We start from the raw sequence: 21,073 nt of genomic DNA, 5'->3' as shown, positions 1-21,073 counted from the left end.
GGTCCCAGTTAAGCGTGGAAGGAACAGGGATCTTTTTCCCGATGCCAATAGGTTCCCGGTTATTCACATACCAGCCGCGGCCATAATACACTTTGCCCAATACTTTTTGTTCTTTCACTTCTTTTACCGCCTGTTGTAAATTGGGCCAGGAGCGGCGTTGGTTTCCCATTTGCACGAGGCGGTTGTGCTTTTTTGCGGCAGCCACCAGGATCTCGCCTTCGGCCGGATTGTGCGCGCAGGGCTTTTCCACGTACACGTGCTTACCGGCTGCAGTAGCCATAATGGCTGCGGGTGCATGCCAGTGATCCGGAGCAGCCACCAGGAGCGCATCAAAATCTTTCCGTTCCAGCAGCTTACGGATATCCTTCACCACCTCCGGTTTACGATCCTGCGCACCTGCAATCGCTTTCAGGCCTTTGGCAATGGCGCCGTCTTCCACATCGCATACATAGCCTATTTCAGCTCCCGGCAGTTTAGCGGCACATTGGGCCAGCCAGTTCCCCCTGGAGTTAACACCCATTACTCCCAGCACCAATTTATTGCTGGGTGCATTTTTCCCGAACACCGGGAAATTCAGGATGGTTAATCCTGCTCCCAAACCAGCCATGCTACCGGTTTTGAGGAAGTCTCTTCTTTCCATAACGTTAATATTATTGTCGTTTTTATGCATAAAAAACAATCGGTTGCATGAATGTAGAAAAATAAATCAGGGATGTGTAGTTTTTTTGATGAACGCGAAGTTTGTCTGACTCAGGATTAGGCTGATTACAATGATTACCTGGATTTGATCAGGTGGATTTTTAAAGGATTTGAGAAGATGGATGGGTAAATTATTTGCTTATCTTCTTAAAAAATCCGGTGGGCAAATGAGAGGTTCAGGTTTTAGGGAGATATCAATAGGTCTTCCTGAACCCTTTAAAATTCAGAAGATCAAATGAGACGTAGAAATTTTGGGGAATATCAACAGGTAACTAGCCGCTACTATCTCTCCCAACATTTAAATTCCAGATTAAATGATGTAGCGGATTTTGGAAAAATCAGCTGGTAAACATCCGCTCCTATCTCCCAGAATCCCTGAAAATCCCAAAGATCAGATCCCGGTAATCATTGTAATCAGCCTAATCCTGAGTCAGACAACCTTCGCGTATGCCCGGCATATGCTTCGCGCATACCCGATGCATGCTCAGAACGAGGAGTGGACGTGGAGAGAAGGTGGACTTGATCGGCAATTAATTGGATATTATTAAGTTACGGGCACTTTTTTCATACAGGTTACACCATCTGCAAAATGGAAGTAATTGTTTTACAGGTAGTTACCTATTCTCCTGTGAGCTGCTTCCATATTACCCCATAAACGTCTGTTGCCTGTAATTGGGGACTGTCAATGGGCTGAGGGCTGATCACCACAGGATGATAGTCCGGGTTTTCTTCCAGCCTGCCGTGAGAGCCTTTAATGAGCGTAGCATCCAGCGGAATCACGTTCATCAGGTAGCGGAAACCGAGCTTCTTTTTGAGCAATTTTCCTGCCGCTTTCAGCTTAATGAACGGGTCGGCGGGGTTCATGAACATCTCTACGGGATCGTAGCCGGGTTTGCGGAAGATATCCACGATCCTGGCAAAATCGGGGGCTTTGTTATCATCCAGCCAGTAGTAGTAGGTAAACCAGCTGCTGGCATCAGCTACCGCGATGAGATCGCCGCTGCGGCCATGATGCAGGTGGTGCTGGCGTTTGCCTTCCCTGTCGAGCACCAGTTGTACACCCGGAACATTTTCCAGGATGGTACGGACCTTTTTATAACAGGAAGGATCGTTGATATAAATATGCGCCACCTGGTGGTCGGCTACAGCAAAGGCTTTTGAGGCGCCTGCATCCAGCAGTTCCAGGCCATTTTCCACACGCAGGGCCAGCAGCCCTTCATTTCTCAGGATCCTGTTGAGATGAATGGGATTATTCACATTGGTGATGCCATATTCCGACAACACGATCGGATCGCAATTTTTTTGCTGATAGTAGCTGATCAGTTGTTTGCAGACAGCATCTATTTCCGCCAGTTCCTTTGCATTTTTTACCGGGTCCTGTCCGAATTTCTGCAGGCAGTAATCCAGGTGGGGGAGGTAAATAAAAGTGAGAGTGGGATCATAAAGTTTATCGGTGAGGATAGATGCATCTGCGATCCACTGGCTCGATTTGATGCTGGCGGTCGGGCCCCAGTAGTTAAACAGCGGGAACCTGCCCAGCTGCTCTGTCAGGTAGTCGCGGAGGGTAGACGGCGTGGTATAGCAATCCGGCACTTTGCGGCCATCAGAAAGGTAATTGGGACGGGGAGTAAGCGAGTAATCAACGTTCGCATACATGTTGTACCACCAGCACATCTGCGAAACAGTAAAGGAAGGATCCAGTTTCCTGGCGCGGTCCCATATTTTTGGGGCGTCTACCAGTTTGTTGGATTGTTTCCAGAATTTAACTTCCGCATCGGTTCTGTCGTACCAGCCATTGCCTACTATTCCATGTTCACTGGGCCATTCGCCGGTAAGGTACGTGCTTTGTACCGACGTGGTCACCGCGGGTAACATAGGCATCACAGTGGCCATGTGGCGCTGCTGTGTGTAAGCCTTTAAAAAAGGCAGGTGCTCCAGCAAAGAAGAGGAGAGCCCTACTACATCAATTACTACTGTCTTTCTCATAAATTCGATCGCCGTTGCAATTCCGGTATAAAGCTATAATTCCGGGCGCACAATTCCAAGATAGCTTACAGTTGCGTTCTTATCCAGTTCAGTTCCCGGGAAACGGATAAAGACATCTCCTGTTTTAATGCGGGCGGTAATACATCCCAGGTATATGTTTCCGCTTCCATGTGCGCGGTAAAAGGCTGTTCACGTTGTATGGCCAGCACCTGCCTGATATCTTCCTGTGTGGATTGCAGCACTTCAAACTTATCCAGGAACACCGGTACATGAAAATGGGAGCGCCATTCTGTTACGGCCGGATTTCCTTCATCTGCCAGGGCTTCCGGCAGATCGGGATAATGAATAAAAGTACCGTCGTTTCTTTTTGCGATCACCTGGTGCAGGTAAATGGGCTCATTGAATTTACGGAATGCATCTGTTACCACCTTACGGGCGGCGGCATCTGCGGGCATATCGGCTTTCAGTGCAGCGCTGATCTGCAGTTTACCGATCTTCAGGCCGTGATGCTGCATTCGTTCAATCACCCGCTGAGGCGCTTCGTATACCAGTGCAAAATGGCAAACATCGTAACACAGCTGAATATGCGTTTTGATGATATCAGCCGCTGCCTGGTCATCTTCCAGATTAAATTTCTCTTTGATAAACGGGATACCGGCAGGCAACAGGTCATTGAAATACCAATTGATAAACTCGCTGGTATTTTCCATCATGCCATCCGGTTCGGGCTCAATGTCAAGGTGCATCAACGGCCCCCCGCTGCGATGCGTACGCACCAGTTGTTCCAGTGCCAGCAGCATATTGAGCGTGGCGCTTTCCGTATAGGAATTCTTTTCTTCTTCACAGCGGTTGCACCAGTACTTATACCCAAGCGGATTGGTGGAAATACCGCCTTCCATACCTTCCGGCAGCAGCGCTGCCAGGATCCTGAACAGGCGGATGGTGTAGGCTACACGATCGGCGCTGGTCCAGTCGGGCGCATGTACCTGGTCTTTCACCACTACATTGTGAAAGCCGCCGTAAGGAAATCCGTTCATGGTAAACACATAGCAATCTTCGTTCTTCAGCCATTGCTGAAATTCCTTCAAAGCCGCTTCCTTGCTTAGTTCCAGGCTGGCGGTGTTAGCCAGCCGCAATCCTATTCCAAATGGCTGATCCGGCGATACCTGTTGTTTAATGGCAGGTATAAATTTTTTCAGTTGTGCAAAATGATCTTCCCAGTTTTCACCGGGATGAATATTTGTACAGTAAGAAAGATGTCCTGCAGCTGTTTTCATTACTGATTATTTTTGCAGATATCTACTGCTTTGTATAACAAGTTAAGATCCATTTCATGTACTTCTTCTCCTTTTCCTACTGCGCGCAGCAGGGAAATGGTTAAGCGGCCGCCAAGATGCTCGCGGAATTCCTCCAGTCCGGCTACAACCGGAGAAGGCTTGCCATCCTGCATTTCCAGCAACGGATGCCATACCGGCAGTTTCATATTTTTCAACACGGTAAGAATGCGGTGCATATCGGTTTCGGGCAGCCAACCTAACAGGAACGAGTATACGCTGTCGACCGCAATACCGATAGACACTGCTTCTCCATGGCGTAATTCGAAGTTAGTGAGTTGTTCCAGTTTATGCGCGCTCCAGTGGCCAAAGTCGAGCGGGCGGGAGGAGCCGCTTTCAAACGGGTCGCCGGCGCCGCCGATATGTTGAATATGCAATTCGGCGCAGCGGTAAATCAGGTAGTGCATGGCGGCCATGTCTCCTGCCGTGAGCGCTACTGCGTTCTGCTCAATACTGTTAAAGAAAGCGGCGTCTTTGATCAGCGCTACTTTTACCGCTTCCACCATACCGGAGCGCCAGTCGCGCGGATCGAGGGTGGTTAAAAACACCGGATCATTGAACACGGCTGCCGGTGGAGCAAAGGAGCCAAGGAAATTTTTCTTCCCTTTATAGTTGACACCGTTTTTCACCCCTACGCCTGAATCGTTTTGCGACAGCACGGTAGTAGGGATCCTGATATGTTTTACACCGCGGTGGGAAATGGCGGCCGCAAATCCTACCAGGTCCAGCAGGGATCCACCTCCAATGCCTATCACATAGGAGTGGCGGTCGATACCATACTTATCGATGGCATCCACGAGGTTAAACAACAGGGGCAGGTCATTTTTCACACTTTCCCCGCCGCTGATGGTAATAATCTCAGGGGCAAGCTGAAAGCCGCGGACCTGCTGAAAATAGCGATTGATCTGTTGGGTTAGTTCCGGATGGTGAGCGGCTACGCCGCCATCCAGGATTACCAGTAATTTTTTTACGTATGCACTCTCTGCTTTTGATTCCAGGAAGGTAGCTAAACAGGTGTTGGCAGGATCGAATAAATTGCTGCTGAAGAAAACACCGTAAGAGAAGTTGACATCAAAGTTTTGTTGAATATATTCCATGGCTAAATCCGCATCATCTGACTAAAAAAAACTATAGCCTTTAAAAGTACATAGAAAAAACGTGATTTTTCACAAGAAAAAGGCCCCGGGGAACGGAGCCTGTTTTTTGGGGTTAGCTGTAGAACAATTCATCGGTATGCAAAGAAACCTGTTACAGGAGATTTTCCCTACGGTATAAACCATTATTTTATAAATTGCGTAGTTCTACTTAATCGTGCAAGGTACCGCCCAAACCCTTACCCGCAGGTAATTTCAGTGGCAAGGATTATATACCGGCCCACTCCTGCTTCCATTCACCGCGCCAGCTGTTGTGTATTAAAAGGGAAATACAGAACTTTATGGGGCTGCGGAAAAAATGGCAGTTTCACAGCCCGGAATTAATTGTTTAACCAAAAAAGAAGCACAGCGATGCTGTGTTGTAACCCCTGTAACATCGGTTGTATTTCACATCTTTTGTTGCATGCTGAGCTTTTCGTCAACCCACTGCGATGGCGGATGATCGCTTTTCCGGTCATTTCCCGCCGGGTTGTTTATTGTATGTACAGCGATAACATTGAATTATTAAAAGTGAATCAGAAATGCTGAGAATATTACTTTTTGTTTGTTGTATTCAGACAGGCAGCGGGCAGGACTATCATAAAGCCCTGGCCCGCCTTGCCTGGCAGCAGCCGGAGATGCAGTACCTGTATGAGAAAAAAGAGGCGGAGAAAAAATCGGAGCTGGTCAGGAAAGACCTGTTGCTGCAGGAACAAAACCGGTGGATGGGCGCTATCGCTGCCGGCGTAATACTGATCCTTGCCGTGTCATTCCTCGTATGGCAGAAACTATTGCAGCGGCAGCGTTTACAGCAGCAGCTACTGCAAACCCTGGAAGTGGAAAAAACCATACAGGTGCTGGAAGCCATGATGCAGGGCGAGGAAAAGGAGCGTATGCGTTTATCAAAAGATCTGCATGATGGCGTTGGCGGGCTGCTATCGGCCGTAAAAATGCATTTCTGGGCGCTCAAATATGAGCGTACTTTCCTGCAGCAGGACCAGGGCTTTAACCATGCGCTCAGGATGCTGGACGACGCCATTGGTGAAGTGCGCAAAACAGCCCATAACCTGATGCCGGAAATCCTTTCCCGGATGGGGCTGGCGGGCGCGCTTGAATTATTCTGCCACAACGTGAGCCATTCCCGTGAATTGCAGATCACTTTTTATACTTCCGGTGAGATACAACGGTTCAAAAGTAACTTTGAATTACAGGTGTACCGCATTGTGCAGGAGCTGATCAATAATATTATCAAGCATGCCCATGCCACCGAGGCCCTGGTGCAGCTTATCCGGCACAACGAGCTGCTGGCCATTACGGTAGAAGACAATGGCGTAGGCTTTGACGATATTGATCCGGACAGTACCGGCATGGGATTAAAGAACCTGCATACCCGTATCCGGTCATTAAACGGTCATCTAACGCTTACGGCTATACCGGGTTCCGGCACTACTGCCTACATGGAATTCAATACTACCATTATGCAACCGGTGGAGGTGCGGCCTTCTTTTTAATTTTACCTACATGCGTATCAAACTGGCTATAACAGATGATCACCTGCTGGTGATCAGTGGTATTAAAGCGATGCTGGCGCCATTTCCGCAGATCTCCGTGGTATATGAAAGTAACCGGGCTGGCGCTCTCATGGCGGCTTTGCCGGCTGTGCAACCGGATGTGCTGTTACTGGATATCCAGATGCCTGAAATAGATGGCATATCGCTTTGCAGGCAGGTGAAAAAAGAGCATCCGCATATAAAAGTGATTGCGCTGAGCAGCTTTATGGACTCGCACTATATCAAACAGATGTTGCGTAACGGCGCCGCAGGCTACCTGCTGAAAGGCACAGATCCTGAAACGCTGCTCCGTGCCATTGAAGAAGTATATGCCGGCGAACAGTTCCTCGACGAGGTTATCAAACACCAGTTACTCAATGAAGTAATTACCGGCCGGAAGCGCAGCAGTTATGAGATCCCACTTACCAGGAGAGAAAAGGAGATCCTGAAGCTGATTGCAGAAGAGTATTCCAACCAGGAGATTGCGGACCTGTTGTTTATCAGTTTGCGTACGGTGGAAACACACCGGTTAAACCTCACGCAAAAGCTGGCGGTGAAGAACACTGCGGGTCTGGTAAAAGAGGCGATGAAAAGGGGAATAGTGGAATAGCGCCCGTTGCTTTCCATAAGAATATAAACACCCGTTGTCCGTATTGCACAACTGCAGGCCCCGGCGGATTGCCGGATACCTGCAGCTGTTGTCATGTAACGGCGAAAAGTTTTCCCAGTACCAGTGATATTGGTAGCAAGAGTATAACCGCCAGTGCAAAAGGAATGGTAGCAAAAGCAGCCACCCATGCAGCGTTCATGGCAATCAATGCAATGATGCCACCCTTTACCGCTTTCCCTATATTGGGACCTGAAGGATTTTTCATGGCCCTGAACAAGGGTACGTTGATCATAAAAATAAACAGCAGGATAAAGGGGAGGGCCAGCCAGAAGTGATGGTGCATATAAGCCAGGATACCCATTGTAACATATACCACCGCATAGCAGGCAGCGGTAAGGCGCAGGCTTTTCAGGCTGCCGCCATGTACTTCTCCCCTGCTGATATTTGTTACTGCAGCAATGTAGAGAATGGGGATAAAGCCCATCCACCAGTATATTTCCAGCATATCGGGTACAATGCTTATGCCCAGGAGGAGGTTAAGCCCGCGGCACAGGCCCATATTAAGTGGACCGAGCAATGCATGGTGTTTTCCCCATTTATCATAAATAAGTGCCGAGGCGGCTACGCCAATGGCGAGCCATCCTGCATAACCGGTAAGGCGGCCTACCGAAAAAGCAGCGAGAATGCCCACCAGGAGCAGGTAGCCACCAAGTATAACAGCTTGTGTTTTTGAAATAACTCCGCTGGGAATAGGCCTTTCGGGGCGTTCTGTACTATCCAGTTCCGCGTCGAATACATCATTGAAAACAACGCCGCCACCATACAGACCAATGGTTGCAAGGCAAAGGCATACTACCGGAAGGGTAAGATCCAGCGTAACAGTACTGAACGTAACATTTATAAAATAGGCTGAAATAGCAACACCAGCCAATATATCTGCTATTGCAGTTACGATATTGGCTGGTCGCATCAGGCGCAGGTATCCAATCAATTTGCTAACAATATAACTCACCGTGTAATTAGGTTTTCATGGTTCATTGCCAGCAGACCCGAAGCTGTCAGGCCGTTACCGGATGATGGTTGTGTTTTTATCAATTCGAGGCTGTTGTCCTCCGCGTAAAATAGAGCTTCCGTTAAATTTCTCACTTTGATCAATATTTGCTGCTGCATCAAAATCTGCTTCATTTATCTGACCGCTCTGCGCAAAGGCTTTTATAGCATTGGTGTAAGTTACCAAATGAATATCATTCGAGTCAATACCACTTTCGTGCATTAAAGCGGCAGTTTTAGGAACGGCCAGGGGATCGCTGATACCCCAATCGGCAGCGGAGTTTACCATAATACGTTCACTTCCATACTGTTTAACTACTGCTACCATACGCTCATTCCCCATTTTAGTGAAGGGATAGATGGTAAATGCAGCCCAGAAGCCACGATCCAGCACTTCTTTGACCGTTTCTTCGTTATTATGGTCTACAATGATCATGTGAGGTTCCAGGCCATGTTCCAGTGCGATGTCCATACTGCGCTGGGTGCCTTTTTTCTTATCGCGGTGAGGGGTATGTATCTGAACGGGTAAACCGGCTTCTTTAGCCAGTTCCAGCTGGGCGCGGTAGTATTTTTCTTCCAGGGGGGTTTGATCATCGAAACCGATTTCGCCCACGCCTACTACGCCTTCTTTATAAATGAATTGTGGTAATATTTCCATTACTGCTTCGGCGAGCTTTTCGTTATTGGCTTCTTTGGAATTGAGGCCAATGGTGCAGTAGTGTTTGATACCGAACTGGGAGGCGCGGAAACGCTCCCATCCCAGGAGGCTGCTGAAATAATCGCGGAAGGTATCAACACCGGTGCGGGGTTGTCCTAACCAGAATGCGGGCTCAATGATGGCTACCACGCCGGCATCGGCCATTGCCTGGTAATCGTCTGTGGTACGGGCGGTCATATGTACATGCGGATCAAAGAAGCGCATGCCTTTTATTTTATTAAGATAAGCCGGGCTATAGGTAAGTGGTTGGAGATCTTTCTCTGTTAAATCATGGATTCCGCACATAATCTGATCAGTTTTATTGTTGGTTATTTAATTATTTTTTGGGCCAGGGTATCCCAGGTAATGCTACCGGCCTGTATTTCAGCCTGCAACGCCGGATCGGTAGCCAGTAAGGCTTTGGCAGGTGGATAATGGCATTGGGCGCACACCAGTGCGGCGGCTTCTTTTTCTGTGCTGTTTACAGAGTGCCATACACGGGTGATATCTGCAAAGTTGGCTTCCCCTACAAAATTTACCAGCACCCGCCACTGCATGGGATCGAGTGTTCTGCCGGCGGCCCATCTTTCATGGGCAAAGTCGACCAGGATCTCTGCCAGTGCGGCATTCGCTCTTTCGTCCAGGCCGGTGATCAGGTGTAGTGGTTTATCGGTAAAAATGGCTTTCATTACCAGCTGGTTCCAGGCGGGCTCCGACAGGTATTTTGCCGGGTAAGGATTGCGGAGCATGATGGCTTCCTGCACAATGCCTATATTGGAGCGGATGCCTTCCGACGTGCGTGCCGTCCATTCTTCCGGCCATGGCAGCAATGGCAGAGCGCTGTAAAGGGCGGCCAGCTCATTCATTTCCGCGGCTTTGAAGAGGTTTTCTATTACTTCCAGGTACGCGGCTTTGTTGGCTACCGGCAATTGCAGCAGCCACCATACCCTTACCAGGCGGTCTAACGTCCAGCCCTGTACGAAAAATGAAGGTAACAACGCCTGCAGCTGTTCATTTTCCGTTGTGGAAATACGGATCACCTCTTTACCTGTGAAACGCGGAATAGCTGTAAAAGTCTGATTAAACTGCGGGATGGCACCGGTTTGCTGTTGTAGCTGCAGCCGCTGTTGCAGCCAGGTATTTGCTTTTTCGTTTCCGTTGTTTCTTATGACCGTACTAAGCAGCGTGCTCACTTTATCCTGATCGTATACATATTCAGCCACTGACATATCCTATTTAAACTAATAATGCTGATTTCCCAATAAAATTAACCAGTAATAATGGGATTTTCAGAATCCGGTCACTTTTTTATGATAGATGGCAAAAAAAGAAGATTAAACCGTTCACATCAATGGTTGAACGATGAAGAGGGTCTAAAATAAAAGAGAGGCATTACTGCCTCTCCTTCCGCCATTCTAAAACCTGATTATACATCAGGATATCTTTACAGCACGGCGTGGCTGACGGCAGACACGGTGCAATAAGGTATATGTTGGGAAAACACTGATCAAGAACGATGGTACTTTAAAGATCTGTAATATATGAGTGCTCTTCTCTATAAGTTTAGACCTGTAACAAGCAACAATGCACGTAGCAATAAATACGGCCGTAAGATACATATTGTCTCCTTTCATTCCAAATAAACAAACGATTTTTACGTTGCATTTAACGTGCAATATTGTTTTGTAATACTATAAAAGGCTGATATTCTTTCCAGTCAGCCTTATAATCATCAAGTATGATAAACCCCTGTGCGTAGTTTCCTAGTACAATATCCAGGTCGCCATCGTGATCATAATCCTTTACATCCATACAGATCCATCTGCCTTCTTTATCGATCGGTGGCGAATGTGGAATAAATGTAAGCGGTTTACTTCCACCTTCAAAGAAAATAAATTTCTCTCCTGGCTGATGCCTGAAATCAGCAAAAAAGGCGATAGAAGCAATATCGGTTTTACCGTCTTTATTAAAATCCGCTGCCACTGCCTTTGTACAGCCATTCACCGGGTAATGCCAGGCTTCCCGGTATTTATTATTTCCGTCATTCAGGTAGACGAATAATCCGTGGTAAGGTTTAAGTACCATGGAAAAATCTGCATTATCTCCACAGGTATATAGTATATCAGGTTTACCATCGCCGTTAAAGTCGGCCAGCTGGAAACTGGTAGAACCATTGAGTGGTGGGAATCTCAGCAGGTTGGTAGATACGAAGCCGCCTTTTTTATCATTTTCAAATAACCAGATCCCTTCATCACCGGCGGCGAACAATACCATAAAGTCCGTATAGCCGTCGTGGTTAAAATCGCCTGTTTCCGCATGGATAGCGCCGGGCACTTCCCAGATGGGGAACTGTTTGTAACTATGATCCGGCAACTGTTTCAGCCAGTACAGGCCACCCTGGTTATGACCGAATGCGCATACCAGCAGATCGGGCAGACCATCTTTATCAAAATCCGCCTGCAGGGTTTGTACCGGCCGTTTGAGGAAGGCCATGAGGTCGTGCTGCCTGCTTTCCGGGTCGTTGGGCTGCACGCTGGTAATAATGCCAGCAGGCGCATCCAGGGCCCTCATGTTACCAATTTCAGTAAGGATGGCCTGTTGCTGCCCGGCAGTATCTTTTACAAAGAGTATGTCTACAGCGGGAGATGGCAAATTACGGATGTTAACGGTTTGTAAATCCTGGCCCCATTGCGTGAGGGTATTGGTGAGCCCGTCGCTGGTCATAAGATGGCCGTTATCCGGGTTAAATGCCACCATGGTGGTAGCCACGGGGATGGTATCTTTCAGTACGGGATACTTCGCTGTAAAAATGGACCAGTCGCGTTGCAGCGGCTGCGGCGCTTTTGCAGGCGGTAGCTTATCGGGGGCGGTATTTTTATAATACTCCACCAGCAGTTCCCAATCCTGTATGGAAATAAGCCCTGGTTTATCGCCCGGCATGGGCGGGTAATAGGAATTCTCTCCCCATACTTTTATGCCCAGTTTAGGCGCCATAGCAGGCAATACATGTTTCAGCCAGGTTTCTTTATCCAGCAGTGCTGCATTTACGGGTAAATGACAACCGGAGCAATATTTATCTGCCAGCGCTTTCCCTTTTTCTTCCTTTGTAGGGGTGTGACAGCTGATACCGATGACAAAGCAGGTGGTGATGAAAAACAGCGCGGCAAGACAATTCCGGTTACTCATTGGTTGATTGGTCATCGGTGAATATTTTAACGGGCATTGTAAAGTACTAAAATGTTATATAAAAACGAATGCAGCGAAAAGATCCGCTGCATTCGTTACAATTAAAAAAGCGACAGATATAGCTGTTAGTAATTCGGATTCTGATCCAGTACCCTTACCCCTCCTACCATAGTGAGGTCGATCTGGCGTTGAGGAATTGGGAAGTATTCATTTTTACCTTTTGTAAAATGCCCGCCTCTCAGGTCGGTGGTGATGCCTGATTCGTATTGGATGAAGGCATTCAGCGCTACATCTGCGATACCCCAGCGTACCAGGTCGAAGAAACGATGACCTTCCGTAGCCAGTTCCAGTTTGCGTTCAAAATAGATGGCTTTCAGTGCCTGATCTTTGCTGCTGAAGGTAGCAGTGTACCTGCCTATTTTGTAGTTCGCAGCCATTTTGGTAGGATCAAACCCTAACATTGGTTTGCTGTCGTCCAGGTATTTATGCAGCCAGTATTGAGGATTGTTGATCATCCTGTCGCGAACCTGATTAACCAGGGCAGTAGCTCCTGGCAGGTCGCCGGTTTGGGCGTGACATTCAGCAGCCATGAGGATCACATCAGCAAAGCGGATAAGCAATACGTTGATAGCAGATCCCGGCGCCCAGGAGTGTGCATCTTTGTATTTGTCCTGGTTAAACTGCCAGTATACCATTTTCTTTGGCGCATAAGGTCCTGCGTAAGCCTGGTCCCTGATCCAGTTGGCGCCCGGGTGATTTCCCCAGTCGTGATAAGGTATTCCACGGCGGCCAACGGTCCAGTCGAGGCGAGGATCCAGTGTACCTGTTTCCGGTGTGAATGGTGTTGTGGAAACGATACCCTGATCATTCTTTACCGGGTTATCGTTCCAGGTATCGAGGTCGGGCAGGCCGGTAGTGGAATTTGTACGATAAGAGTTTACCAGGTCCTGGGTGGGCTGATAAAATCCGCAGCAGCCGAAGGGGCTGTTATATGGGAAGTTCAGCATTTCTCCCTGGTTTGCATTGGCGATGGTGTTGGTACCATCGTTTGCGGTCATCTGGATAGCGAATACAGATTCTGAGTTATTCTTTGTAGCAGCATCGAAGTTGTCTTCAAACCTGTCTGTAAGTTTATACTTCAGGCCATTGGAGGTAACGCCGGAAGCGATAGCCTGGTCGAATAGCGGCATTGCTTCCGTGTATTTTTTCTCATAAAGATATGTTTTGGCCAGGTAGATCTGGGCCGCCCATTTATTAGCCCTTGCCACATCGCTTTGTGTAGCAGGCAGGTTATCCGTAGCGAATTTAAAATCGGCTTCAATAAAGGGCCAGATATCTTTATCATTTTTAATACGCACTTCAAGAGTGGTATCTGTGATATAAGGTACTTTATTGAACATTTTTTTCAATTCAAAGTAGTAGTGGCCGCGAAGAAAACGGGCTTCTGCTGCTGCCTGTGTTTTTTCCGCATCGCTCATATCTGTTGCCAGCGGAATTTTTGCCAATACAGTATTACAGCGGATCACGCCTTCATATACCGCTCTCCATTTGGTATTGAAAAAACCGTTACTTGGATCTACTGTAAATTTTGCGATAGGATCTATACCTGGCTGGTCGCCACTGAAGCTGCCCTTGTGTGAATCGCCACCGGCTACGCTGCCATAGATCCAGTTGGTTGGGGAGGCTTCCCAGGGGCCACCGCCACCGAGGGCAGCCTGGGCAGTTTGCTGTCCGTCGAGCGACGCATAGGCGCCTATCAGCAAATAGTTGATACCGGCTTTATTTGCTACGATTTCATCACTGAGGGAACCAAGTGGCCCCCGTTCCAGGAAGCTCTTGCTGCAGGCACTGATTCCTATTATCAACGCAAGTATTGCACTTAAATATCGTAATGTTTTCATTTTTCTCAATTTTGCTTTTCAGGAAAAAATTATCAGAATGTTACATTCACACCGAGCAGGTACTGACGTTGATTAGGATAAGCTCCTTCATCTACGCCGAAGTTGCTGGTGCCACCGGTAATTTCAGGATCTATACCTGAATATTTGGTGATGGTAAACAGGTTAGCAGCCTGCGCATAAACCCTGAATTTTGTGATACCCACTCTACTAAGCACATTGCTGGGGATAGTATATCCCAGCATGATATTTTTTGCACGCAGGTAAGAACCGTTTTCAACGAAGTATGAGTTAGGTACGTTGGAGGTGCTGAAAGACGGGGATGTTTCCTGGATAGGCGCTTTAGCGTTCTGACGGGTTGGCAGCCAGGAATCATACAATGCTGTTTTGCTTTTTGCACCTTCGAAGGAAGGATAGAAATCAGTCCACCATTTTACCTGGTTCCAGATCTTGTTGCCCTGTACGCCATACAGGAACATGCTGAAATCCCAGGCTTTATAAGTAAGACCGATATTCAGGCCATAGCTGAATTTGGGATTAGGATTACCGAGGTAAGTACGGTCGGCTTCCGTGATCCTGCCATCGCCGTTCACATCGGCATATTTGAAGCGGCCAGGTTTGGTGTCTGTCTGGTATACCAGTGAGTTATCGTTATATTGTTTCCGGGTAGCCTCGTTTGCTGCATCAATTTCTGCCTGGCTGTTCCAGAATCCATCTACCTTATATCCAAAAAACTCACTGATAGATTGTCCAATGGCATTGCGGATAATGAAGGTTCCATTAAACCTGCGTTGTTCCTGGTCAAAATAAGGAGCAGCATCTGATATTTTAACGATCTCATTATTATATGTAGTGAGGTTACCGTTCAGATCCAGCTTAAGATCTTTGGTAAGATTCAGGTTAGCGGTGGCGGAGAAATCGAACCCTTTGTTCTTCATTTGCGCCACGTTCACATAAGGGGCGTTGGCAATGCCATAAACACCGGGTAATTCGGGGTTATACAGCAGGTCTCTTACATCTTTACGGTAGTAGTCTGCTGTTATTTCCAGTGCGCCTTTGAAGAGGGTTGCATCTATACCGATATTAGCGTTCACATTGCTTTCCCATTTTGCGTTGGGGTTACCAATACGGGTACGGTAAAATCCCTGCATGATGGAGTTACCGGTACCTTTCAGGTCATAGAAGGAATTTCCTTTTTCAAATCCGTAAGCGGTGAAGGAGTTCTGCGGATCTACGTTGATCTGGTTACCCATGATACCCCATCCTCCACGGATCTTCAGGTCGGAGAGCCAGCTGATACCTTTCATGAATTCTTCCTGTGTAAGTCGCCATGCAGCACTTACTGCGGGGAAGTTACCATACCTGTTAGAGGAACCGAACCGGGAGGAACCATCACGACGGATCAGTGCACCCAATAAGTAGCGGTCTTTATAGGAATAGTCTACTCTTGCGAAGAGGGAGAACAATCCATCAGAGAAGCGGCCGCTGTAGTTGGTAGGCGTTCCGCTACCTGTGCTGAGGTTGGTGAAGTCAGGATCAAAGGTAAAATAATCGAGGCTGGTACCACCTACGGTACGGCCCTGGTTATCGAATGCCTCTGTGCCTATCAATACTTTGAGGTCATGTATCTTGTCAAAGTTCTGGTGATAGGTGAGGGTGTTGGTCCAGGTCCAATCGTAACCGGTTCCTGAATTTTCCGTGTACGAATTCACTTTATTATTTTCAGCGTTTTCGTATTCAGGTAAAGTGAAGCTATGATTATTGAAGGAATAGATTTCACCACCGAAGCTGGTGCGGAGAGTGAAATGTTTCAGGATGTCTGCTTCTGCAAACACGTTGCCCAGCAGGCGGTTAGCCAGTGTTTTAGTGGTACCGAAGCGGTCCTGGATGGCAACGGGGTTACGGGCATTACCCAAACCTTTACCAAAGCTGCCTGCATAGTTCCCTTTAATATCATGTACCGGAATGATAGGCATTTCACGGAAAGCCATACCAATACCGCTACCCTCGGTGAGCGCGCCGATCTGTGGGTTATTGATCAGGGAATATTCCAGGTTTTCGCCTACGCGTATGTTATTGGTGACATTATAGGTACTGTTAGCGCGAACTGCATAACGTTTATTGTAAGTATTGGTTAAAGTACCCTGTTGGTTAAAGTAGTAAAACGAGAAGAAGTAGCTGCCGATATCGCCGCCACCTGCTACTGAGATATTGTGGCTAGTGATGGGAGCCGGTTTAAATATTTCATGGAACCAGTCGGTGCCGGATTTGTTAGCTTTTACGATACGGTGAAATGCATCCACATCGCTGGCTACCTTATAGTTCGGGTTTACGAAATAGGTAGATGGATCAGTTCCGGGATCTCCTTCCATAGCGCCCTGTGGGGCAATATAATCAGGCAGGCGCGGTGTGGCGCCGGAGCCGTATTGTTCATCATCATATACCGGATTTGGTTTTGTATTGGCAATGGCCATCCATTTCAGGTTGGCCTGTTCCTGCGGGCTGAGGATGTTCCATACGTTTCCGCCTTTGGGCCGTTGTGTACCATAATAACCATCGTAGGAAACCTTTACTTTGCCGGTTCCTCTTTTGGTAGTGATGATGATAACGCCGTTGGCAGCGCGGGCACCGTAGATGGAGGCAGCGCCTGCATCTTTCAGTACCTGCATGGTTTGTACATCGTTAGGGTTTACGTCAGTAAGATTGGAGATGGGCACTCCATCTACTACGTACAAGGGTGTATTGTTTCCGAAGGTGTTTACACCACGGATCTTCACCTGCGGTTCCTGGCCGGGCTGGCCGGAGCCGAGGATGGTAACGCCCGATACTTGTCCCTGTAGCTGGTTGGCTATCTGGGAGGTAGGTTGTTTGGTAAGGTTTTCCACTTTTACAATGGATACCGAACCGGTAAGGTCTTTCTTTTTCTGGCTGGCATAACCGGTGACTACTACTTCTTCCAGCGAACCTACTTTTTCGCTGAGAGAAACGTTTACCGGGCCGGATCCGATAACTGTTTCCAACGGGTCATAACCTACGAAAGAGAACACGAGTGTTTCACCTGATTTAGCCATAAGGGAAAAGGTTCCGGACGGATCTGTGGCGGTGCCGCGGTTGCTGCCTTTCACAAACACGGTAACGCCTGGCAGCGCATTGCCTGAGGCTTTGTCGGTTACTTTACCCGTAACTTTTGTTTGTGCTGATACATTGTTGCCGGCCAATAGCAACAAGAGGCCGCATAGTGCAGCGAGTGCCTGGTAAAATTGCTTTTTCATAACGTGATTTAAGGGAAACGTTTAAGAAAAATTGTTAGTAAATAAGGATTCCTATCTATATTTCACCTTATTGAACAGTCACAACTTTGCATACAGAGTACCTTCCCGCTGCATTTCATTTTTACAGCAGGTTAATTTTCAATAAATACAAAGCATTAGTTTTTATCACCCGTGCATGATGCGCTACACGGCGTCAAAAAAGAAAATAGTGTCCGATCAACAGTTAAATAAAAACTATAATTTTAAATGAATGAATTAAACTACGTAACAAACGCTAATGGTCAAGCTGATTTAGGTCATTCGACTATTGTTTAATTGTTTACGATAGCGAACTCAATACAATAGTTAATTAATAAATAAGTGAGAATCTTTTGCTCTAGTAACAAACATTTCAATCTCAGATTTTGGTTCTCACGTGGAACGATGTAATGAACCGAATATATAACATTATTTTAGCCCAAACAAATGATCTTTTAACATTTTCTTTAAAAGTGACAAAATTACAGGCTGTCATTCCACTATTCCACACTGCCGGGATAAAATAATACAAGGGAATATGCTTTTGAAATTCTTTTGTGTATGTTTAAGCCCTAATTTTTGCGTCATGAAAATATTGAATATTGTGTTTTGCCTGATGTTTGTTTTGTTTGCAGGCCTGCAGTACAATGATCCTGATCCTTACGTATGGATGCCCATCTATCTTTACAGCGCCGTGCTCTGCCTGCTAGCTTCGCGTAACCGCTTTTACCCGAAATGGTATATTGCCGGTATACTGGTGTACCTGGCTTACGCCATATATAAATTCTTTGACCAGAACGGTGTGGAAGACTGGTTCACCAAACACCATGCAGAGAACCTTGCCGAAACCATGAAAGCCACCAAACCCTGGATTGAAGAAACACGGGAATTCTTTGGATTGTTCATTTGCATTGGCGCACTGGGGATAAATTATTTTTACGCGAAGAGAAAGCGGGCGTAGATCGCCTTCGGCGATGCGGAATTTGTCTTGGAACACTGATTACGCTGATTATACTGATTAGTTTGATTTTATTTTTTGGGGATTTTATAAAGGATTAAGGGAGATAGAAGCGGAATTTGTCCTGGAACACTGATTACGCTGATTATACTGATTAGTTTGATTTTATTTTTTGGGGATTTTATAAAGGATTAAGGAGATAGAAGCGGAATTTGTCCTGGAACACTGATTACGCTGATTATACTGATTAGCCTGATTTTTACTTTTTGGATTTTATAAAATAATGAGGGGAGATAAAAGCAGTTATGCTTCTGTCTCCCCTTATCTTTTCAAAAAAATCAAAATCAAAAATAAACTCAAACAAAAATCAAACTAATCAGTATAATCAGCGTAATCCTGCTCCAAGACAATCTAAATCGCCGAAGGCGATCAAAGCGAAATATCCTGCGGACCACCATGCAAGGTGATCTCTTTACCACGCCAGCGGAATTTGCCGGTGATGCCGAACGGGACCCTAACGGTGCCGGTTACACGATTATTCTTAAACGCCAGGTCTACTTCTATTAAACCATCCGGATGCACCATGGTAGCTTCTACCTGCGGCGAAGCGCCGGGATCCGGTGCAATCAATACCGTTCTGAAACCGTAAGAGGCCGGTTGTATGCCGGCAGTAATGCCCAGCAAAAAAAGATTGGCCACAGCAGCGTTTGCCTGGTATGCGGTGGCATTATTCTGCTGCAGGAGCGTTGCGAGCGACTGCAATTCAGCAGGAAAAGTTTCGGTAACACCTGTTTCCTGCATCGCTCTAAAAATATAATACTTCTCACGCAACGATTCTTCCCCCGGCGCTTTTTCAGCCAGTAAACGCTGCATCACGTTTTTCACCTGCCGGGGCGGTACTGCCTGCGCCAATATAGCCATGGCATTGGTATAGCGGGAAAATGCTTTCTTTGCTGCCGTTTCTCCATACAGCCCTTTCCCTGCATCATAACATTGCTGGTACCATACTTCCCGCAGTTTATCGGCCGTGCGCGTATAGGTTAGTGAATCAGCTGTTTTATCACAATAGCCTGCAATAACAGCTGCCTGCCGGAGTGCATACAGATACTGGCCGGTAGCGGGCGACAACCCCACGCTATCGTTGTATGGCATACTGCCGGGCAGCCCTGTAGCAGGGTCCTGGTAGCGGTCCACCCAATCGAGGATGCTGCGTATACCGGGAAAACATTGCTTCGCCAATTCCTTATCCGCGCGGTAAAGCAAATAATCCTGAACAGCGCCGATCCATGCCAGTGCATCCGTTACCGATACCAGGCGGTCGTTCGATGGGTAACGGGAACGGACCAGCCCTTCCGGAATGCGCGACTGATCCGTTTGCACCAGCGCATTTCTGAACAGTTGGTCATCTCCTGAAAAAAAACTGACAGCAAGTCCCTGGATACGGGCGTCCTGTATGTATTGCAGCTGTTCACTGAAAGGATCATTGTACAGGTTATCCTGCGCACCGGTCAGTGCCGCTCTTTTGCCGGCTGCCCACAGTGAATCGGCCATGGCGCCCGCACTGAAAGCCGACCTGTCGTTCAACTGGTACTGCGTATATACGTTGTAGCAATCGAGCAATGTAAGGGGCGACCGGCCCGTTTCGATATCCAGTTGCACATACCTGAAACTCCTATACCCCGAGGAAGCGAATTTACGGCGGACGCCCCCATCCGGGAGTATTACATCCTTTATTACTATGCTGCTGGTATATGCCGGCCGGTAGGTAACAGTGACCACTGCTTCCAGTCCGCCGCTGATCAGCATTTCAGGGAAGCCGGTAGTTTGCTGCCCTGCATCCAGCAGCAACGTTACTTTTCGTTTAGCCGGTATAGTGAGTGGTCCCGTGCCTTTCAGTAATGCAATACCTGCAGCTGCGCCCTCCTGTGGAACAATAGCTGCGAACGACTGCCGCTCCTGGTGTAAGCGCCCAATAGGCGATGGCGTAAGTAAAGGCCAGTTACCTGCACTATGACCTTGCAGGGCTACCCCGGCGGCAGTTGTTGCAGCCTCCCAGGCACTATCGTTATATGAAGGCTGTTCCCAACCCCAGGGATGATACTGTGCAGTGATGCTATCTCCGGGGTAGGCGCCATAGAAAGTGTTTTCCCCTGTTTTTACCGGTACAGGATGTACCGATTCATCTTCCATTACCTTCCAGGAAGTTGTTCCGGTGTTGATAATAGCCGCCTCTTTTGGGGTATGTCCCTGGAGAAGCAGGCCCGTTCCGTTGCTGAACTGGCCCCGCGGCATATGCGGGCCGAAGTTCATTACTTCTGCGGCAATAACATTCGCCCCGTATTTCAGGTAAGCGCTGATATCGATAGTTTCATAATACCAGTTGGCCAGGTCGGATCGTGCAGGCCCCATGCCGGCGAGCCGCCCGTTTACATACAAACGGTAACGGTTATCCGCGGAGAGGTGAATAATAAAGGGACCGGAATAATTGAGCAGTTGAAACTGTTTCCGGAAAAGGAATACACCGTATGCAGAAGGGGAAGCATCGCCAGGAGTAATCCAGCGGGCGTCCCAACGGGAGGGAATATCACCTTTCCTTTCCTGTGCTGGCAGGGCGGTGGCTAATCCCATGAGTGCCGGCAACAGCAGGCATCTTAACAGGTATTTCATAGAAGGAGATTGTAG

General features: G+C 47.6%; 14 protein-coding genes. 3 read left to right on the top strand and 11 right to left on the bottom strand.

The window, feature by feature from the left end; all coding sequences use genetic code 11:
• The 4 genes from VIM72_RS11215 to VIM72_RS11200 all read right to left on the bottom strand — a co-directional run.
• Positions 1–640: Gfo/Idh/MocA family protein (locus tag VIM72_RS11215; RefSeq protein WP_332002927.1), on the bottom strand; the 640-nt coding region annotated here is incomplete at its 3' end.
• 677 nt (positions 641–1,317) lie between these two features.
• Positions 1,318–2,685, bottom strand: a complete 1,368-nt coding sequence (locus VIM72_RS11210) for a nucleotide pyrophosphatase/phosphodiesterase family protein (RefSeq protein WP_332002926.1) — start codon at positions 2,683–2,685, stop codon at positions 1,318–1,320.
• Between the two features lie 65 nt (positions 2,686–2,750).
• Positions 2,751–3,962 carry a metabolite traffic protein EboE gene (eboE, locus tag VIM72_RS11205; protein WP_332002925.1) on the bottom strand — a complete coding sequence of 404 codons (1,212 nt, stop codon included), beginning with the start codon at positions 3,960–3,962 and terminating at the stop codon, positions 2,751–2,753.
• Positions 3,962–5,116: a 3-dehydroquinate synthase gene (locus VIM72_RS11200; RefSeq protein WP_332002924.1), complete on the bottom strand. Its 1,155-nt coding sequence runs from the start codon at positions 5,114–5,116 to the stop codon at positions 3,962–3,964. The genes eboE and VIM72_RS11200 overlap by 1 nt, the downstream gene beginning before the upstream one ends.
• A 578-nt stretch (positions 5,117–5,694) precedes the next feature.
• Between VIM72_RS11200 and VIM72_RS11195 the strand changes: the two genes are divergently transcribed.
• Positions 5,695–6,663: a sensor histidine kinase gene (locus tag VIM72_RS11195; protein WP_332002923.1), complete on the top strand. Its 969-nt coding sequence runs from the start codon at positions 5,695–5,697 to the stop codon at positions 6,661–6,663.
• A 10-nt stretch (positions 6,664–6,673) separates the two neighbouring features.
• Positions 6,674–7,312, top strand: a complete 639-nt coding sequence (locus VIM72_RS11190) for a response regulator transcription factor (protein WP_332002922.1) — start codon at positions 6,674–6,676, stop codon at positions 7,310–7,312.
• Between the two features lie 91 nt (positions 7,313–7,403).
• On the opposite strand, the gene eboC is transcribed toward VIM72_RS11190, so the two are convergent.
• The 6 genes from eboC to VIM72_RS11160 form a co-directional block, all read right to left on the bottom strand.
• Positions 7,404–8,324, bottom strand: a complete 921-nt coding sequence (gene eboC, locus VIM72_RS11185) for a UbiA-like protein EboC (RefSeq protein WP_332002921.1) — start codon at positions 8,322–8,324, stop codon at positions 7,404–7,406.
• 54 nt (positions 8,325–8,378) lie between these two features.
• A complete protein-coding gene (locus VIM72_RS11180) occupies positions 8,379–9,365 on the bottom strand; it encodes a TatD family hydrolase (RefSeq protein ID WP_332002920.1) in 987 nt (328 codons plus the stop codon).
• A 23-nt stretch (positions 9,366–9,388) separates the two neighbouring features.
• Entirely contained in the window at positions 9,389–10,288 is a 900-nt protein-coding gene (locus VIM72_RS11175; RefSeq protein ID WP_332002919.1) for an EboA domain-containing protein, read from the bottom strand.
• A gap of 436 nt (positions 10,289–10,724) precedes the next feature.
• On the bottom strand, positions 10,725–12,260 hold the full coding sequence (locus VIM72_RS11170) for a VCBS repeat-containing protein (protein WP_332002918.1): 1,536 nt from the start codon (positions 12,258–12,260) through the stop codon (positions 10,725–10,727).
• Positions 12,261–12,370: 110 nt separating this feature from the next.
• Positions 12,371–14,146, bottom strand: coding sequence for a RagB/SusD family nutrient uptake outer membrane protein (locus tag VIM72_RS11165; RefSeq protein WP_332002917.1), 1,776 nt, complete (start codon positions 14,144–14,146; stop codon positions 12,371–12,373).
• Between the two features lie 32 nt (positions 14,147–14,178).
• Positions 14,179–17,415, bottom strand: a complete 3,237-nt coding sequence (locus tag VIM72_RS11160; RefSeq protein ID WP_332002916.1) for a TonB-dependent receptor — start codon at positions 17,413–17,415, stop codon at positions 14,179–14,181.
• A 604-nt stretch (positions 17,416–18,019) separates the two neighbouring features.
• On the opposite strand from VIM72_RS11160, the gene VIM72_RS11155 reads away from it, so the two are divergent.
• Positions 18,020–18,394 (top strand): transmembrane 220 family protein, encoded by a 375-nt coding sequence (locus tag VIM72_RS11155; RefSeq protein WP_332002915.1) that lies wholly within the window; start codon positions 18,020–18,022, stop codon positions 18,392–18,394.
• Positions 18,395–18,820: 426 nt separating this feature from the next.
• On the opposite strand, the gene VIM72_RS11150 is transcribed toward VIM72_RS11155, so the two are convergent.
• On the bottom strand, positions 18,821–21,058 hold the full coding sequence (locus VIM72_RS11150) for an alpha-L-rhamnosidase N-terminal domain-containing protein (RefSeq protein WP_332002914.1): 2,238 nt from the start codon (positions 21,056–21,058) through the stop codon (positions 18,821–18,823).
• Positions 21,059–21,073: the final 15 nt, after the last annotated feature.

This window comes from Chitinophaga sp., assembly GCF_036569185.1.
Classification (GTDB): Bacteria; Bacteroidota; Bacteroidia; order Chitinophagales; family Chitinophagaceae; genus Chitinophaga.
This window is presented reverse-complemented; position numbering and strand designations above follow the sequence as displayed.

Excerpts from the sequence above, each read along its gene's own strand:
- VIM72_RS11180 (WP_332002920.1), bottom strand. The coding sequence starts at position 9,365 with ATGTGCGGAATCCATGATTTAACAGAGAAAGATCTCCAACCACTTACC.
- VIM72_RS11155 (WP_332002915.1), top strand. The coding sequence starts at position 18,020 with ATGAAAATATTGAATATTGTGTTTTGCCTGATGTTTGTTTTGTTTGCA.
- VIM72_RS11190 (WP_332002922.1), top strand. The coding sequence starts at position 6,674 with ATGCGTATCAAACTGGCTATAACAGATGATCACCTGCTGGTGATCAGT.
- VIM72_RS11165 (WP_332002917.1), bottom strand. The coding sequence starts at position 14,146 with ATGAAAACATTACGATATTTAAGTGCAATACTTGCGTTGATAATAGGA.
- VIM72_RS11160 (WP_332002916.1), bottom strand. The coding sequence starts at position 17,415 with ATGAAAAAGCAATTTTACCAGGCACTCGCTGCACTATGCGGCCTCTTG.
- VIM72_RS11175 (WP_332002919.1), bottom strand. The coding sequence starts at position 10,288 with ATGTCAGTGGCTGAATATGTATACGATCAGGATAAAGTGAGCACGCTG.
- VIM72_RS11200 (WP_332002924.1), bottom strand. The coding sequence starts at position 5,116 with ATGGAATATATTCAACAAAACTTTGATGTCAACTTCTCTTACGGTGTT.
- VIM72_RS11150 (WP_332002914.1), bottom strand. The coding sequence starts at position 21,058 with ATGAAATACCTGTTAAGATGCCTGCTGTTGCCGGCACTCATGGGATTA.
- VIM72_RS11195 (WP_332002923.1), top strand. The coding sequence starts at position 5,695 with ATGCTGAGAATATTACTTTTTGTTTGTTGTATTCAGACAGGCAGCGGG.
- VIM72_RS11170 (WP_332002918.1), bottom strand. The coding sequence starts at position 12,260 with ATGACCAATCAACCAATGAGTAACCGGAATTGTCTTGCCGCGCTGTTT.
- VIM72_RS11210 (WP_332002926.1), bottom strand. The coding sequence starts at position 2,685 with ATGAGAAAGACAGTAGTAATTGATGTAGTAGGGCTCTCCTCTTCTTTG.
- eboE (WP_332002925.1), bottom strand. The coding sequence starts at position 3,962 with ATGAAAACAGCTGCAGGACATCTTTCTTACTGTACAAATATTCATCCC.